This is a genomic window from Pantoea pleuroti, from assembly GCF_014156615.1.
Taxonomy (GTDB): domain Bacteria; phylum Pseudomonadota; class Gammaproteobacteria; order Enterobacterales; family Enterobacteriaceae; genus Pantoea; species Pantoea agglomerans.
On the sequence record NZ_SBFD01000006.1, the window covers coordinates 164,923 to 178,260 of the forward strand.

Annotated in this window: 20 protein-coding genes; all 20 read left to right on the forward strand. The window is 57.0% G+C overall.

Features of this window, described 5'->3' with window-relative positions:
- Position 1: 1 nt before the first annotated feature.
- The 20 genes from gpM to EPG66_RS15530 all read left to right on the forward strand — a co-directional run bounded on the left by gpM (position 2) and on the right by EPG66_RS15530 (position 13,337).
- The gene (gene gpM / locus EPG66_RS15445) at positions 2–703 is read left to right on the forward strand and encodes a phage terminase small subunit (protein WP_182687440.1); all 702 of its coding nucleotides are present in this window, start codon (positions 2–4) and stop codon (positions 701–703) included.
- A 95-nt stretch (positions 704–798) separates the two neighbouring features.
- Positions 799–1,251 carry a head completion/stabilization protein gene (locus tag EPG66_RS15450; RefSeq protein ID WP_182687442.1) on the forward strand — a complete coding sequence of 151 codons (453 nt, stop codon included), beginning with the start codon at positions 799–801 and terminating at the stop codon, positions 1,249–1,251.
- Entirely contained in the window at positions 1,248–1,739 is a 492-nt protein-coding gene (locus tag EPG66_RS15455; RefSeq protein ID WP_182687444.1) for a phage tail protein, read from the forward strand. The genes EPG66_RS15450 and EPG66_RS15455 overlap by 4 nt, the downstream gene beginning before the upstream one ends.
- Positions 1,736–2,443, forward strand: a complete 708-nt coding sequence (locus tag EPG66_RS15460) for a phage virion morphogenesis protein (RefSeq protein ID WP_182687446.1) — start codon at positions 1,736–1,738, stop codon at positions 2,441–2,443. The genes EPG66_RS15455 and EPG66_RS15460 overlap by 4 nt, the downstream gene beginning before the upstream one ends.
- Positions 2,440–3,576 (forward strand): DUF2586 domain-containing protein, encoded by a 1,137-nt coding sequence (locus EPG66_RS15465; RefSeq protein WP_182687448.1) that lies wholly within the window; start codon positions 2,440–2,442, stop codon positions 3,574–3,576. The genes EPG66_RS15460 and EPG66_RS15465 overlap by 4 nt, the downstream gene beginning before the upstream one ends.
- Positions 3,573–4,028, forward strand: a complete 456-nt coding sequence (locus tag EPG66_RS15470) for a phage protein (RefSeq protein ID WP_137241211.1) — start codon at positions 3,573–3,575, stop codon at positions 4,026–4,028. The genes EPG66_RS15465 and EPG66_RS15470 overlap by 4 nt, the downstream gene beginning before the upstream one ends.
- Before the next feature lie 10 nt (positions 4,029–4,038).
- A complete protein-coding gene (locus tag EPG66_RS15475) occupies positions 4,039–4,323 on the forward strand; it encodes a phage holin family protein (protein ID WP_182687449.1) in 285 nt (94 codons plus the stop codon).
- A 2-nt stretch (positions 4,324–4,325) separates the two neighbouring features.
- Positions 4,326–4,667 (forward strand): M15 family metallopeptidase, encoded by a 342-nt coding sequence (locus EPG66_RS15480; protein ID WP_182687451.1) that lies wholly within the window; start codon positions 4,326–4,328, stop codon positions 4,665–4,667.
- Positions 4,667–5,011, forward strand: a complete 345-nt coding sequence (locus EPG66_RS15485) for a hypothetical protein (protein ID WP_137241214.1) — start codon at positions 4,667–4,669, stop codon at positions 5,009–5,011. Before EPG66_RS15480 ends, EPG66_RS15485 begins: the two co-directional genes overlap by 1 nt.
- On the forward strand, positions 4,938–5,159 hold the full coding sequence (gene lysC / locus EPG66_RS23075) for an Rz1-like lysis system protein LysC (protein ID WP_425010178.1): 222 nt from the start codon (positions 4,938–4,940) through the stop codon (positions 5,157–5,159). Before EPG66_RS15485 ends, lysC begins: the two co-directional genes overlap by 74 nt.
- On the forward strand, positions 5,156–5,419 hold the full coding sequence (locus EPG66_RS15490) for a putative phage tail assembly chaperone (protein ID WP_182687453.1): 264 nt from the start codon (positions 5,156–5,158) through the stop codon (positions 5,417–5,419). Before lysC ends, EPG66_RS15490 begins: the two co-directional genes overlap by 4 nt.
- A gap of 47 nt (positions 5,420–5,466) precedes the next feature.
- Entirely contained in the window at positions 5,467–5,610 is a 144-nt protein-coding gene (locus EPG66_RS23275; RefSeq protein WP_425010201.1) for a DUF6890 family protein, read from the forward strand.
- On the forward strand, positions 5,607–7,580 hold the full coding sequence (locus EPG66_RS15495) for a phage tail tape measure protein (protein WP_182687455.1): 1,974 nt from the start codon (positions 5,607–5,609) through the stop codon (positions 7,578–7,580). Before EPG66_RS23275 ends, EPG66_RS15495 begins: the two co-directional genes overlap by 4 nt.
- Positions 7,577–7,906: a DUF2590 family protein gene (locus EPG66_RS15500; protein WP_182687457.1), complete on the forward strand. Its 330-nt coding sequence runs from the start codon at positions 7,577–7,579 to the stop codon at positions 7,904–7,906. Before EPG66_RS15495 ends, EPG66_RS15500 begins: the two co-directional genes overlap by 4 nt.
- Positions 7,903–9,087, forward strand: a complete 1,185-nt coding sequence (locus EPG66_RS15505; protein WP_182687459.1) for a baseplate J/gp47 family protein — start codon at positions 7,903–7,905, stop codon at positions 9,085–9,087. The genes EPG66_RS15500 and EPG66_RS15505 overlap by 4 nt, the downstream gene beginning before the upstream one ends.
- Positions 9,080–9,667: a phage tail protein gene (locus tag EPG66_RS15510; RefSeq protein WP_182687460.1), complete on the forward strand. Its 588-nt coding sequence runs from the start codon at positions 9,080–9,082 to the stop codon at positions 9,665–9,667. The genes EPG66_RS15505 and EPG66_RS15510 overlap by 8 nt, the downstream gene beginning before the upstream one ends.
- 9 nt (positions 9,668–9,676) lie before the next feature.
- Positions 9,677–11,584, forward strand: a complete 1,908-nt coding sequence (locus tag EPG66_RS15515; protein ID WP_182687462.1) for a phage tail-collar fiber domain-containing protein — start codon at positions 9,677–9,679, stop codon at positions 11,582–11,584.
- Complete coding sequence (locus EPG66_RS15520) at positions 11,581–12,111, forward strand: tail fiber assembly protein (protein ID WP_182687464.1); 531 nt, start codon at positions 11,581–11,583, stop codon at positions 12,109–12,111. Before EPG66_RS15515 ends, EPG66_RS15520 begins: the two co-directional genes overlap by 4 nt.
- Positions 12,101–12,826 (forward strand): hypothetical protein, encoded by a 726-nt coding sequence (locus EPG66_RS15525; RefSeq protein ID WP_182687466.1) that lies wholly within the window; start codon positions 12,101–12,103, stop codon positions 12,824–12,826. Before EPG66_RS15520 ends, EPG66_RS15525 begins: the two co-directional genes overlap by 11 nt.
- Positions 12,798–13,337 carry a baseplate complex protein gene (locus EPG66_RS15530; RefSeq protein WP_182687468.1) on the forward strand — a complete coding sequence of 180 codons (540 nt, stop codon included), beginning with the start codon at positions 12,798–12,800 and terminating at the stop codon, positions 13,335–13,337. The genes EPG66_RS15525 and EPG66_RS15530 overlap by 29 nt, the downstream gene beginning before the upstream one ends.
- Position 13,338: the final 1 nt, after the last annotated feature.

Below are 13,338 nucleotides of genomic sequence, written 5' to 3' on the forward strand. Positions count from 1 at the left end.
CATGAGTCTTTCACCCGCACAGCGACACAGCCAGCGCGTGACCATGCAGCAGCAGCAGGCGCGGCTTGAGGAAGTGAACACCACGGCCAGCCTTCACCTGCAGATGCAGGAAATCATGGAAGACGTGGCGGTATTACGCAGTCTCGGTACAACGGCAGAGCGCGTGGAGATGAAGCGTGATGTGCTGCTGCCGAAGTGGATGCCCACGGTAGAAAGCTATCTCGAACTGGGCCGCGTGTATGCCAATCCGGTGTTCGCGTACTGCGTTGTCTGGCTGTTTGACGTAGGCGAGTTCGATCAGGCGCTGGACTGGGCAGACATTGCCATTGCACAGGAGCAGGCCACGCCGGAGAACATCAAATCACGATTCCCGGTCTTTGTGGCCGATCAGATGATGAACTGGGCAGAGCAGGCAAGCCAGGCGGGTGAAGACTTAGAGCCTTATTTCTCGCGGACGTTTGAGAACGTCACGCAGCGCTGGCGGCTGCACGAGGAAATCACCGCCAAATGGTTCAAATTCGCGGGGCTGCTGCTGCTGCGTGATGAATCAGGACAGGCGCGGGCGGCGGCGTCAGATAGCGTCGAAACGCTGTCTGAGGCTGACCGGCTGCTGGCGGCCGCCGAGGCGAAGTATCACAAGGCAGGCGTAGGCACGATGCGCAAGACCATTGCGGCGCGTATCCGGGCGCTTACGGCTGAATAACGACTACCGCAAGCCGGGTGGGCGCGGATGAGGGCAGAACACGCAGTGTAATGCGCCGTGGATTCCGGTCAGCCCACCTTTTTACGGGGGATTTTATGTTCAGTGGCAAGCCGATTGAATACCAGGACAGCCCGCTGACCAATGACGGATTCTGGCCGGATATGAACCTGTCAGACTTCCAGCGCAGCCGCAGCATTCCGGCTGACGTGGACGCGGAAACCGTGGCGAATGCGCTGCTTACGGCGGCAGCAGAGGTAAACAGTGGGCTTGCCGGTGTGCAGGAAAAGCACCGGGCGGCAGGATATCAGACCGCTGCTGACGTGCCGGGGGTCAGCATGAACGGCATCAGTCAGCTGGCGGCGCAGTACAAAAAAGCGGTGTATGCCAGGGCAAAAGCGGACCTTATGGGCGAGTTTGCGTCAGTTGGCCGCCGCGAGTCGCATCCGGGACAGGAGAGCGATGAAACGCGCAAGGGATTGCTGGCGGAGGCGTCAGTGACTATCCGCCTGATTAAAGGGCTTAAACGCGCCACGGTGAGGCAGGTATGAGCAGAGAGAGTCAGCTTGAATCACTGACCAGCTTCATTAAGTCAGAAATGCCGCCGCGTGCCATGCGGTCATTTACCAGCGAAATGACGGGACTGAAAACCATCCCCGCCGCGCGTGATATGGGGCTGGGGCAGGTGCAGCTTTCGGTGATCCGCTATGACGCAGAGCTTATCTGGGAGCGCTTCCCGTACCGTGAGTGCGATCCGCGTCTGCTTATGGCGCTGCTGGAAGTGTGGCAAGCGACTGATACAGAGGACCGGGATTTATTCAGCCAGGTCGGCATCACGAATGCCGATCCGGACTGGGACATTGAGCTGATTGACGAGGAAACCGCAATTGTGACCGTTACGGTGCCGATGGCGGAACGGCTGATTATCGTGCCGGATGAAGACGGGCCGGTTCCTTATCAGGGCGGGCGTTACCGGCTGGCCGATCCGGAAATCTGGACGGCGCTGAGCGCGATGATTTACACGGAGGTGGAGGAGTGATTTTCGGGGCGGAGATTAACGCCGCGCAGCTGCGTGACATGCGCCGCGAGATTGCAAAGCTGGAGCTGCCTGATAAAAAGCGCCAGCGGCTTATCTGGCGCATGGCGAAGTATGGCGTGATCCCGGCGGCAAAGCGCAACGTGCGAAATCAGCAGTCTCCGGACGGCACGCCGTGGCAGGCAAGAAAAACGCGCCGCCGGGGGAAGATGCTGCGCAATCTGCCGAATCTGCTGCACATCCGCGAAATGCCCGAAATTGAAGCCGTGCGGCTTTACCTGCAGGGCGGTGGATATCGCAACGGGGACAAAGCAGTACCAGCCGGGACCGTGGGTTATGCGCAGCAGGAAGGCATGAAAACCAGCGTCAGGGCACGCGGAACGGGTCGCCCCGCACCGGCGGGAAAAATGGCCACACTGGCGCAGGCTAAACGGCTGCGAAAGCTGGGCTACAAAGTGAAGCGCGGGAAGCGGTGGCGTAAGCCGCCGTTTAAGGAAATTACCGAAACGATGAGATATGCGCAGGCCGGTCTGCTGATCCGCAAGCTGACAGGGCGGGCGGCAAAAACGGTATGGACTGTCGATGTGCCGTCCCGTCCGTTTCTCGGGATGGGCAGCGACGATTTCAATAAGGCGCTGGCGCGCCAGCTGCAGGCCATTGGCTACGGCTGGGACGTTAATGCGCAGGATATCAGGGGAAGGGTATGAGCTGGCCAAATGTAACGGTCAATCAGCTTAATCAGCTGCAGGGTGAAACAAAGGATATTGAGCGCGTCGTGCTCTTTATCGGACGCGGCGCAACGAACGCCGGGAAGACGCTGGCGGTTAATACGCAGACCGATTTTGATGCGCAGCTGGGTGCGGCGGATTCGGTGCTGAAAAGTCAGGTCATGGCCGCGCTGGAAAATGCCGGTCAGAACTGGTCCGCATTCGTTCACGTCCTGGCCGAAGATGCAGAGCTGTCGGCCTGGGCAGATGCCGTACTGAGCGCGCAGCAGGTGGCATCCATGGAAGGGGTGGTGTTGTGCGCGGATGTTCCGGATAAGAAAGAGATTAACGCTGCCGCCACGCTTCGCAGCACGCTGCTGGCGAAGTTCGGGCGCTGGGTGTGGTTCATTCTGTCAGTTGGCGGTCCGGAGACTGGCGAAGCCTGGGCGGATTATCTGACGCGCATGAGCAAGCTGCAGAGCGGAATTTCTGCGTCAGCGGTGCAGCTGGTTCCGCGCCTGTGGGGAAATGAGCCGGGCGTGCTGGCCGGCCGCCTCTGTAATCGCGCCGTGACCATTGCTGACAGCCCGGCGCGCGTGAAAACCGGGGCGCTGGTAAGTCTGGGTAGTGACAGTCTGCCGGTGGACGGCACAGATAAAGTGCTGGAGCTGGCCACGCTGCAGGCGCTGGAAACGCTGCGTTTCAGCGTGCCGATGTGGTATCCGGACTATGACGGGCTTTACTGGTCTGACGGGCGCACGCTGGATGTGGAAGGCGGGGATTATCAGGTTATCGAGTACCTGCGTATTGCTGACAAAATTGCGCGCCGCGTGCGCCTGCTGGCCATCGCCCGAATTGCTGATCGCACGCTGAACAGCACGCCGGGCAGCATTGCCGCCGCGCAGCAGAGTTTTGCGAAGCCGCTACGTGAAATGTCGCAGTCAGTCCAGATTAACGGCATCCGTTTCCCCGGTGAGGTGAAATCGCCGCGCGACGGTGACGTTTCAATCAGCTGGAAAAGCGCTAAACAGGTGGAGATTTATATCGTGATGCGTCCGGTTGAATCACCAAAGGAAATTACCGTGGGGCTGCTACTGGATACCAGCCTGGACATCACTGAGGGGGCAGCATGAGCCAGCGCATCAGCGGTCAGTCATTCGATGTAAACATCGACGGGGAATTACTTCACGTCGAAAAAATCTCACTCGATATCACGGACAGCACGGCGGCGGCGTCCACGCGCGGCGTACCTGACGGACACGTAGCCGGGGAAGTCGCTGCAGAGGGTGAGATTGAGCTGAGCAGCAAAACCTTTCAGCAGCTGACCGCGAAGGCGCGTGCCGCCGGGTCATGGCGCGGCATCGATACGCTGGACTTTCTGTTTTATGCGAAGGTCGGCAGCGAAGAAACGAAGGTGGAAGCCTTCGGCTGCAAACTGGTGCTGAGTAACGTGCTGGATATCGATCCGAAGGGCGGCGCTATCAGCACGCACAAGGTGAAATACTTCGTGACCAGTCCGAAGTTCGTGAACATTAACGGCGTGCCGTATCTGGAAGCGGCGGCAACGGAAAGCCTGATCAGCTAACGGGGATACGATGCAGGACCATGAAAAAACACTGATGCAGCTGCTGCTGCTCGGCGGGGTTATCGCGCTGGGCAAAGTGCTGGCCAGTAATGAAAAAATCACGCCGCGCCTGATTGCCGGGCGCGTCATTCTGGGGTCGGCCATTTCAGTCGCGGCAGGCGCAGCGCTGGTGCAGTTCCCGGATATGTCGCCGCTGGCGGTAAACGGGGTCGGGGCGGGACTGGGGATTCTGGGTTATCAGTTCTGCGAAATGTGGTTACGCCGCCGTCTGGGTGGTGACGATAAGGAGAAGTGAAAGTGACGCTATCGGAAAAGCAGCAGTTATTTACCGGGCTGATTGCACAGCTGATCACCTGGGCGAATGATCGCGGGATGCGCCTGACGTTCGGGGAAGCCTACCGCACGCCGGAGCAGGCCGCGCTGAATGCGAAGAAGGGCAGCGGCATCGCCAACAGCCTGCACACGCAGCGGCTGGCGGTGGATTTTAACCTGTTTGTTAACGGCGAGTATAAAACCCGCACCGAAGATTACCGGGCGCTGGGTGAATACTGGGAATCGCTGGGCGGCAGCTGGGGCGGGCGTTTTAAGTCGAATCCGGACGGCAACCACTTCAGCCTTGAGCATAACGGTGTGCGCTGATGGCCAGAGACGTGCTGTTTGTGCTGGCCGGTCTGGGGCTGGCGTTTCTGGCGGGATGGACCGGGGCGGAGTGGAAGCGCGACAGCGTGGAACTGGTCGCAGAGCGTGCCGCCGGGATTGCCGCTGACAGGACGCGCGATCAGCTGCAGGGCGTGGCAAGCGAATCCGCCAGGCAGCTTGAGAACAAACTGGAGGAATTAAAAGGTGCGATACCGGCAGGCATCCGCGCTGAACTGGAGAAACCTGTTTTCAGTAATGATTGCCTGTCTGGTGATTATTTCAGGCTGTACAACGCCGCCAGTGAAAACGCAGAACGTACCCTATCAGGAAAATCTAAAAACTAAATGTCCCGTTAATCTTCCCCGATTAACCGGAACTAACGGCAGAGCCGCAGCGGAATTATTAATTCAGTGGATTGATATTTATTCAACCTGCGCGGCGCGCCATAACCAGCTTATTGACGAAATTAATTTAAGAGAGAAAAAATCATGAGTGATAAAAAAATTGAAATGACCATCGCAGGCAAAGACGTTTCTTTTACGCCGAACGTCACCGCCTATAACAAATATATCAACGAAATCACGATGGGAAATAAAGTTTCCCCGGCGCATAACTTTCTGGTTCGTATCGTCACGCCGGAAACAAAAGAAGCGTTGCAGGAATTACTGGCGCTGCCGGGCGCGGCATTACAGATTGTGGGCAAAGTGCTGGAAGAATATACGCCAGAGCTGGAAATCACCGTAAAAAACTAAGCGATCGGGTCCGTAATATCGACGCCAACGGACTCGAACAGTATCTGATCTTACGCCGTCACTGGCTGCCTGGTGAGAATGACAGCGCGGAGAACCTTGCCGCCGCGCTGTGGCTTGATAACCGGCACTGGGAAAACCAGCGCGTTGCCGTAGCTAATGGCATTGCGCTGGCGTTTAAGGGAAGCGAATGAAACAGCTGGAATTCACGCTATCGCTGATCGATAAGGTCACGCGGCCGCTTCGGCAGGCCCAGGCAGGCGTCACGGAATTTGCAGACAAGTCCCGCGCATCCTTTCAGCGCGTGGCCGTCGGCGGCGCGGGGCTATGGGGCGTGGGGCAGGCCATTAAGGGCGCGCTGGGTCCGGCAATTGAAATGTATGACGCGCTGCAGGAGCAGACCGCGCGTGGCATCGACAGCACTGCGCTTAAGCAGGTTGAGAAGGATGCGAACATTTTTTCAATGACCTACGGCAAAAGCGCCGTGGAGTTTGTGCAGTCGACGGCCAGCATTAACGCCGCAATAAGCGGCCTGACCGGTGACGAGCTGCCGAAGGTTACTCGCATTGCCAACCTTACCGCCGCTGCGCTGGGCAGCACGGCAGCGGAGTCGGCGGAGTTCATGGGGCAGATGTTTGGCAACTTCCGCGAGGATGCGGAGCGCCTGGGCAATGTGCAGTTTGCTGAGCAGCTTTCGGGAAAAGTGGCGTTTATGCGTCAGCGCTTCGGCGTGGAAATGGGCGCAATTAAGGATTTAATGGAGGGTGCGCGCGGCGTCGGCACTAACTACGGCATCGGCCTCAATGAGCAGCTTGCCGTGATGGGCGAGCTGCAGCGCACGCTGGGTACTGAGGCGTCCGGTTCGTATGAAGGATTCCTGACCGGTGCTGAGGAAGGCGCTAAAAAGCTGGGCATGAGCTTCAAAAATGAAGCGGGTCAGATGCTGTCCATGCCGGAAATCCTGATCAAGCTGCAGGCAAAATACGGCGCCAGTATCACCGGTAACGTGGAGGCGCAGAAGGCGCTGGATGATGCGTTTGGTGACAGTTCAGCGGTGGTTAAACAGCTGTGGGGCAACGTGACAGCACTGCAGCGAAACATCACCGAGCTGGGCGGCAATGACGGGCTTAAGCGCACACAGGAAATGGCCGCGAAGATGGTTAAGCCGTGGGACCGGTTTATTCAGATTCTGGAAGCCATCCGGCGCGTGATCGGCCTGACGCTGATACCGGTGATTTATCCGCTGCTGATCCGCCTGGCGGATATGGGGCAGACGTTCGCGCGCTGGATGCAGATGTTTCCGAACATCGCGCGCGTGGTCGGGTATGTGGCGCTGGCCGTGCTGAGTTTCGCCGGTGCGGGTGCGGTGGCTAATATCGTGATCGGCATGACTACGTTTGTCATGACCGGGCTGCGCGGCATCCTGATGGGGGTTCTGCTGGTCACGCGCCTGTATACCGGGGCGCTGTGGCTGGCCGGGGCAGCGGTGAAGGCTTATGCCATGATCATGCGCACACTGCGCGGCGTACTGCTGGCCGTGCGTATCGCTTCAGTGCTGACCGGCGCGGCCATTAACTTCATGAGCTGGCCGATTTTGCTGATCATCGGCGCAATCGCGCTGCTGGCCGCAGGCTGTTATCTGCTGATCGCGCACTGGGATGCAATCAAAGCCGCCGTGATGAACACCGAAGCCTTTCAGGTTGTATCCGGCGCGGTGGCAGCTGTAGCCGGTGTATTTGGTAAAGCCTGGGCGTTTATCAGTGAGGGCTGGCTGAGTTTCGTGGCGCTGCTGTCCGGTTTTTCTGTAACGCAAACGCTGGGGAATATGGCCAGCGGGATAATGAATCTCTTTGCGAACCTGTGGGACAACATTAAAAAAACGGCGCTGAGTTCACTTAACTGGATTATTGCCAAAATCAACAAAATCCCCGGCGTCGATATTGCGGAATTTGGTGAGCCTGCAGCGCCGCCGCCACGTGTCGAAAATAATCTGACAACCAGCGGCCAGTTAAAAGGCATTGAAGCAGGCGGAATTAATAAAACTATTTCCAGCAACAGCCGGAGCGTAACGGATAACAGCAAACGCATCGAAAAAGTGGAAATTAATACAGGTGGCGGCATGACGCCGCAGCAGCTGATGGAGTGGCAGGAGCTGGCGGGATGAGTGAATTACTGTATATCGACTTGCTGATTGAAAACGGCGACTTTGTTTTAAATACGGGAAAAGAGCCGGTCACGTGTAATAACCGTAAAAGTATTCAGCAGGATATTGCGCACGCAATCATTGAATCCGGCCTGATGACCGAAATGATTGCAGAAAGAAGTCCGACATTACGCGCTGATATTCTGACGCGGCTTGAATTACTGATTGAAGACGATGAGCGGATTATCCCTGGCACCATTGAACTGACAGAAGAAAGCCTGTCACGCCTCTGGGTGACGGCCAGCACATACGACTTCGGCGCACTGTCTTACGGGGTGGATATATGACGGACAAACCGCAGGTGGATTTTACGGAGGTGGTGAAAGCCAGCGGGATGCCGGTGACGGAAGCGGAGCTGAAAGCACGCTTTACGGACATAGCCGCAGAGGAAGGGCTGATCACCAACACGTCACGCATGTCACCGTTCTGGCGGCTGGTCACGGCCATTATCACCGCGCCGGTGCTATGGCTGGCGGATGTCATGATCAATACGGTACTGGTGAATATGTTCGTGGCCACGGCAGGCGGTCAGATGCTGCGCCTGCTGGCATGGGCGGTCAACGTCACGCCAAAACCGGCAAGCCGGGCTGAAGGCGTTATCCGTTTCACAAAGGAGAATGCCGGGGCTGACGTGACCGTGCAGGCCGGTACGCGTATCCAGACTGAGCGTATTAACGGCGTGATTTACGAGCTGGTGACCGTTGCTGACTTCACCATTCCGGCAGGGGAAGCCAGCGCGCTGATCCCGGTGCGCGCGTCAGATGTAGGGGCTGCGTGGAACCTTGCGCCGGGCTATTACCGCATCCTGCCGGTGGCCGTCACCGGCATCACGCAGGCGGAAAGTGAGGAAGACTGGCTGACCGTGCCGGGCGCAGATGAAGAGAGTGATGACGAGCTGCGCGAGCGCTGCCGCAATCAGTTTAACCTGGTGGGTAACTACCACACAGACGCGGTTTACCGCTCAATGATCGCCGGTGTGGTTGGACTGAGTATTGACCGGATTTATTTCCTGCACGATGCGCCGCGCGGGCCGGGAACGGCAAACGCCTATCTGCTGCTGGATTCCGGCGTACTGTCAGATCCGTTTATCACCGCGGTAAATGACTACATCAACACGCAGGGCCATCACGGCCACGGTGACGACATGCAGTGCTTTGGAATGCCGGAAACCCGGCACGATCTGAGCGTGAAAATGTATCTGCAGAACCCGGATAACATGACCGCCGAAAATCAGGCGCTGCTGATTAAAAATGCCGGAAACCTTATCCGCAGCGCATTCCGTGAAAATGCTGACTATGACGTTAAAAAGACGTGGCCATACGCACGCTTTTCATTTTCGAACCTCGGGCGTGAGCTGCACAGAGAGTTTCCGGAGGTGGATTCAGTCACCTTTTCACTGGGCGATATCGTCAGTGATTTAAGTGTGCCACGCCTTAACAGCCTGACGGTGAGTATTGAACATGACTGATTTTGATAAAAAGCTGGCCGGGCTGCGCCTGCCAACGTGGATGCGCAAAGGGGAGCCGGACAAACTTCTCAAAGCCTCGCGTAAGTTCTGGGCGCAGGTGTACGGCTGGGTTACGTGGCCGGTCAGCCAGTTTGATCCGCTGACCTGTTCTGAACCGCTGCTGAATCTGCTGGCGTATGACCGGGATATTACCCGCTTCAACGGTGAGCCGCTTTCACTGTTCCGCAGGCGCGTAGCGTTTGCGTTTATTAACGCGCGTGATGCCGGGTCAGTGGCAGGGTTTATCAGTATTTTCGAGCGGCTGGGTATCGGGTATGTGGAGCTGGTTGAGCGCCAGCCCGGCATTGACTGGGACGTAATCCAGGTGCGCGTTTCAGACAGCCAGATTGCGGACAACGCGCAGCTGCTGCTTCAGATAATCCAGCAGTACGGCAGGACGTGCCGCCGTTATCAGTTTGAGGTGATCACCTCGCAGCCGTTCGCCATCCGTGCAGGCTGGGACCAGGGTGAATATGTGGTTTACCCGGCGCACATCGCCGGGGCGGACGTGACCAGCGCGACGTTCAGCGCAGGAATTTAAGGGAAAATTATGTCACAGACAGTTATCACGACAGCATTTGAGCAGTGGAAAGCGCGCCAGGCGGAAACCGGCGAGCCGGTATTACTGGATGAATTTATTTTTGCAAACGTGCCGGGCCTCGATCCGGCTAAGCCGGTAGACCGCAGCGAGGGCATCCCGTCAGAGGCACAGATAGTTCACCGTCAGGCGGTCACGCGCAAGGGCGTGGTTAATCAGAATGCGGTGGTGCATTCAGTGGTACTGGGCGCGGACACGGGCGATTTTACGTTTAACTGGATCGGACTGACAAACAGCGCAACCGGCACGCTGGCCATGATCGTACATGCCCCGGCACAGCAGAAGCTGAAAACCCGCGAGGGCCAGCAGGGTAACGTGCTGACACGTTCATTCCTGATGGAGTACAGCGGCGCACAGCAGGAAACGGGTATCAGTACGCCAGCGGAAACGTGGCAGATTGATTTCACCGCGCGCATGGGCGCAATGGATGAGCGCCAGCGGCTGGAAAACACCGATATTTATGGCCCGGCTGCGTTTTTTGGTGATGGCTGGCTGGTCGGTAAAAGCGGCACGCAGTATTACGTCACACATGGCGCGGGATACGTGGGCGGCCTGCGTGCGCAGCTGGACGTGGACCAGAATATTAAGGTCGGTGTGAAGCCGGTAAAAGTGTGGCTGGACGTGTGCTTTACCGGGACGCTGGCCAGCGTCTGGGGCGTGCAGAGCAAAATCACAGTAGCGGCTGATCTTGCTGACTATGAGCAGGACGGTGTGAAGCATTATGTGTCAGCGCTGGCGGGTATTGACGCTGCCGGGAACATCACGGACCTGCGTCCTAAAGGGTCGCTGGACAATCAGCAGGCCAGTGATGCGCTGAAAAAACATGAACAATCACGTAATCACCCCGATGCGACACTGAAAGAAAAAGGCTTCGTGCAGCTGAGCAGTGCAACAGACAGCGCCAGCGAAACGGCAGCGGCAACGCCTAAAGCAGTAAAAGCGGCAAACGATAATGCCAATACGCGTCTGAAGGCGTCAGCAAACCTGTCAGACCTTACTGATATCAATAAAGCTAGGGAAGTGCTGAAACTCGACAAGGTCGGTAACTGGATGGCGGTGCAGGCCAATGGCGGTCAGCGTTCATCCGGTAATCACCAGATGTTTATTGACTGGGGTACTGACGCGAAACCACATTTAACGGTTGACGCTTCCTACATTGGTGAGATGTTCACTACTCACAATCCGCCTACGCCCGCACAGACCAATTCCTATCCGATGTGGGGTGGCAGCCTGAATGAAGAGGCCAGCGTCACCGTAATTTCTGCTACTAAAAATGGTAGCGCCGGGCAGTCTATTTATGCGCCCATGTTTCGCTCCTGCATTAAAAACCGTGGCGGTGACATGGATTTCAAAGATGGCGCGTCGGCATGTTTCCGTATGGTTGAGGTTATCAGCAATTACGCGTTTGCTGAGATTCTGGTAGATGGCTACGGGGGCGTCAGTTCATTTGCATTCCGCAATGACGGCAGTTTCAGAGCACCTGGTCAGCTACACGCAGGAGGCGCATTTATTGCAGTCGATGGCAACATTTACGGCGGTGTATGGGGCGGATATCTGAATAACTGGATTGTCGGCAAAATCGGTGAGGTAAATAACGCCCTCAACGGCGTAAGAGGCACAGCAAACGATGCGTGGAATAAAGCGCAGGATGCGCAGGTTAACAGGGTTGCAGATGTTGCCCTGGGTGGTGAAGGCGCATTTCTTATTGTTAAAAATGGCCAGCAGCGCGTTCCCGGTGGTTGCGTGATGACCGGCTGGAATTATGAAGGCGATAACCCAGGCGGGGATACGGTGTTTTACCGTCCCATTCAGAAATATATCCCGTCAATGGGATGGGTAAATGTAGGGCATACGGCATGATGTTAATTCTTAAAAATTTCACGCAGTACGTTCCGGAATATGCGGATTTAATGATCCCTGCGCTTTATTTTCAAAGTGAAAAGGGTGAGGACTGGTATTTTCACCGCATGCGCTTCAGTGATGACACGCTGAAAGTCTGCTACGACAGCGAGGGCGTGATCCGTTCTTTTGGGTTTGACGCATCACGCCTTTACCCTGGCGGATATTCCGTTGCTGAAGTTGAAAAAGAAGCGGTTCCAGAAAGTATCTCGATTGATGGTTCATGGATGTTTGACGGTTCCGCAATTGTGCCCCGCATATACACCCATGCTGAACGGGTTGAGCTGGCAGATAAAAAACGCCTGTCACTTATTGCTGATGCGGTTGCTGAAATGTCCCCGCTACTGGATGCGGTTGAGCTGAGCAGGGCTACCGCTGAGCAGTCAGCCCGGCTGACAGCGCTGAAAAATTACCGCCTTGATCTGATTGAGCTTGATGTTTCAGACCCGGATAACATTGTATGGCCGGAGCTGCACGATGTGGCGTGAAGCACGACTGGCGCTGACTGACGCGGTGACCGCGCTGAGCTGCAGCGTGGTTCCGGTGCATCCGTGGATTTACGGGCTGGGGCAGCAAACGGATAACGGTGCATACCTGAGTCCGGTGAATGCCACTGCCTATCTGGCGCAAAAGCTGGCAGGCATTGGCGGAAAAGCTGACGTGGTTATTCTGATGGTGGCCAGCCAGACGCATGACAATTTTATTTCATCACTGAACCAGCTGGCTGAGGTTTTCCCGGCACCGGCGTTTGTTCAGGTGAAGCGTCTGGCGCAGTCTGCCGCCACCCTGACCACGGAAAAGATGCAGCTGCCTGCACGGATGAGCACGATTCTGCCGCCATCTGTGCCGCTGTCCGTGCCATCCAGCCGCGCCGCGTTTGCAGCCGCCGCCGTGAAGCAGGCGCAGAGTGAAGCAGGCGCAGCAGCCGGGCTTGACGGGCTGAAAGCGCAGCTGGCTGCGTTTGGCCAGAAACGTGATGCCATGCTGACAGAAATTGCCGCCGGGCTGAGCGATCTGCAGGGCAAAAGCGCACGGGCATGGGTGTTTACCGGCGGCGGCGACGTGGTGACCACGCTCACGCAGCTGGAAAAAGATATTCCGCAGCCGTCCGCTGTGTATTCGGCGGCCGTGATGCTGGTCGGTGACAATCTTGAAGGAATAAGAGGCATGATCCATGAGTACAAACCCGACGCTGGCGCTTAACGGTGAGGGCATCCCGCTTAAAAATATGCGGGTTACCGTATCAATGGCTTTTCAGGACAAAGACCAGTCCGGGCAGACCAGTTCAACGGCTAAGGCAGAGCAGGGCATTAAGGGAAAAGAGCTGAGGATCAGCGGCGAAATCGGTTTCAGTGATGCTGCCCTGCTGAAGCGCATTTTTGAGCTGGCTTCAGCAACCGACGCCAGCGGCCAGCGGCAAAAATATCGCGTGGCGCATGAGGTGGCGCGCGCGGTAAGTTTTCGCGAGGCGACGTTCACCGGCAATGTGGACGCCCCGCAGCAGGAAGGAAAAATGGCCTGGCTGATAACATTCACCCTGACAGAGCATGTAAGCGTTCAGGAAAAGCGCGAAGCGCGCGCAACCGGCAAAACCACGGCCACCAAACAGACCGGCGGCGGCAAAGGCGGACCGCAGGCCGCAGGCGAGAGCGACGAACAAATGACGTGGTTTGAGCGCAAAGTGCTTAAGCCGGTAAACGACGCACTGGAATAGC

Coding starts and splice junctions, on each gene's coding strand:
- gpM (WP_182687440.1), top strand. CDS start 2: ATGAGTCTTTCACCCGCACAGCGACACAGCCAGCGCGTGACCATGCAG.
- EPG66_RS15450 (WP_182687442.1), top strand. CDS start 799: ATGTTCAGTGGCAAGCCGATTGAATACCAGGACAGCCCGCTGACCAAT.
- EPG66_RS15455 (WP_182687444.1), top strand. CDS start 1,248: ATGAGCAGAGAGAGTCAGCTTGAATCACTGACCAGCTTCATTAAGTCA.
- EPG66_RS15465 (WP_182687448.1), top strand. CDS start 2,440: ATGAGCTGGCCAAATGTAACGGTCAATCAGCTTAATCAGCTGCAGGGT.
- EPG66_RS15470 (WP_137241211.1), top strand. CDS start 3,573: ATGAGCCAGCGCATCAGCGGTCAGTCATTCGATGTAAACATCGACGGG.
- EPG66_RS15475 (WP_182687449.1), top strand. CDS start 4,039: ATGCAGGACCATGAAAAAACACTGATGCAGCTGCTGCTGCTCGGCGGG.
- EPG66_RS15485 (WP_137241214.1), top strand. CDS start 4,667: ATGGCCAGAGACGTGCTGTTTGTGCTGGCCGGTCTGGGGCTGGCGTTT.
- EPG66_RS15490 (WP_182687453.1), top strand. CDS start 5,156: ATGAGTGATAAAAAAATTGAAATGACCATCGCAGGCAAAGACGTTTCT.
- EPG66_RS15495 (WP_182687455.1), top strand. CDS start 5,607: ATGAAACAGCTGGAATTCACGCTATCGCTGATCGATAAGGTCACGCGG.
- EPG66_RS15500 (WP_182687457.1), top strand. CDS start 7,577: ATGAGTGAATTACTGTATATCGACTTGCTGATTGAAAACGGCGACTTT.
- EPG66_RS15505 (WP_182687459.1), top strand. CDS start 7,903: ATGACGGACAAACCGCAGGTGGATTTTACGGAGGTGGTGAAAGCCAGC.
- EPG66_RS15510 (WP_182687460.1), top strand. CDS start 9,080: ATGACTGATTTTGATAAAAAGCTGGCCGGGCTGCGCCTGCCAACGTGG.
- EPG66_RS15515 (WP_182687462.1), top strand. CDS start 9,677: ATGTCACAGACAGTTATCACGACAGCATTTGAGCAGTGGAAAGCGCGC.
- EPG66_RS15520 (WP_182687464.1), top strand. CDS start 11,581: ATGATGTTAATTCTTAAAAATTTCACGCAGTACGTTCCGGAATATGCG.
- EPG66_RS15525 (WP_182687466.1), top strand. CDS start 12,101: ATGTGGCGTGAAGCACGACTGGCGCTGACTGACGCGGTGACCGCGCTG.
- EPG66_RS15530 (WP_182687468.1), top strand. CDS start 12,798: ATGAGTACAAACCCGACGCTGGCGCTTAACGGTGAGGGCATCCCGCTT.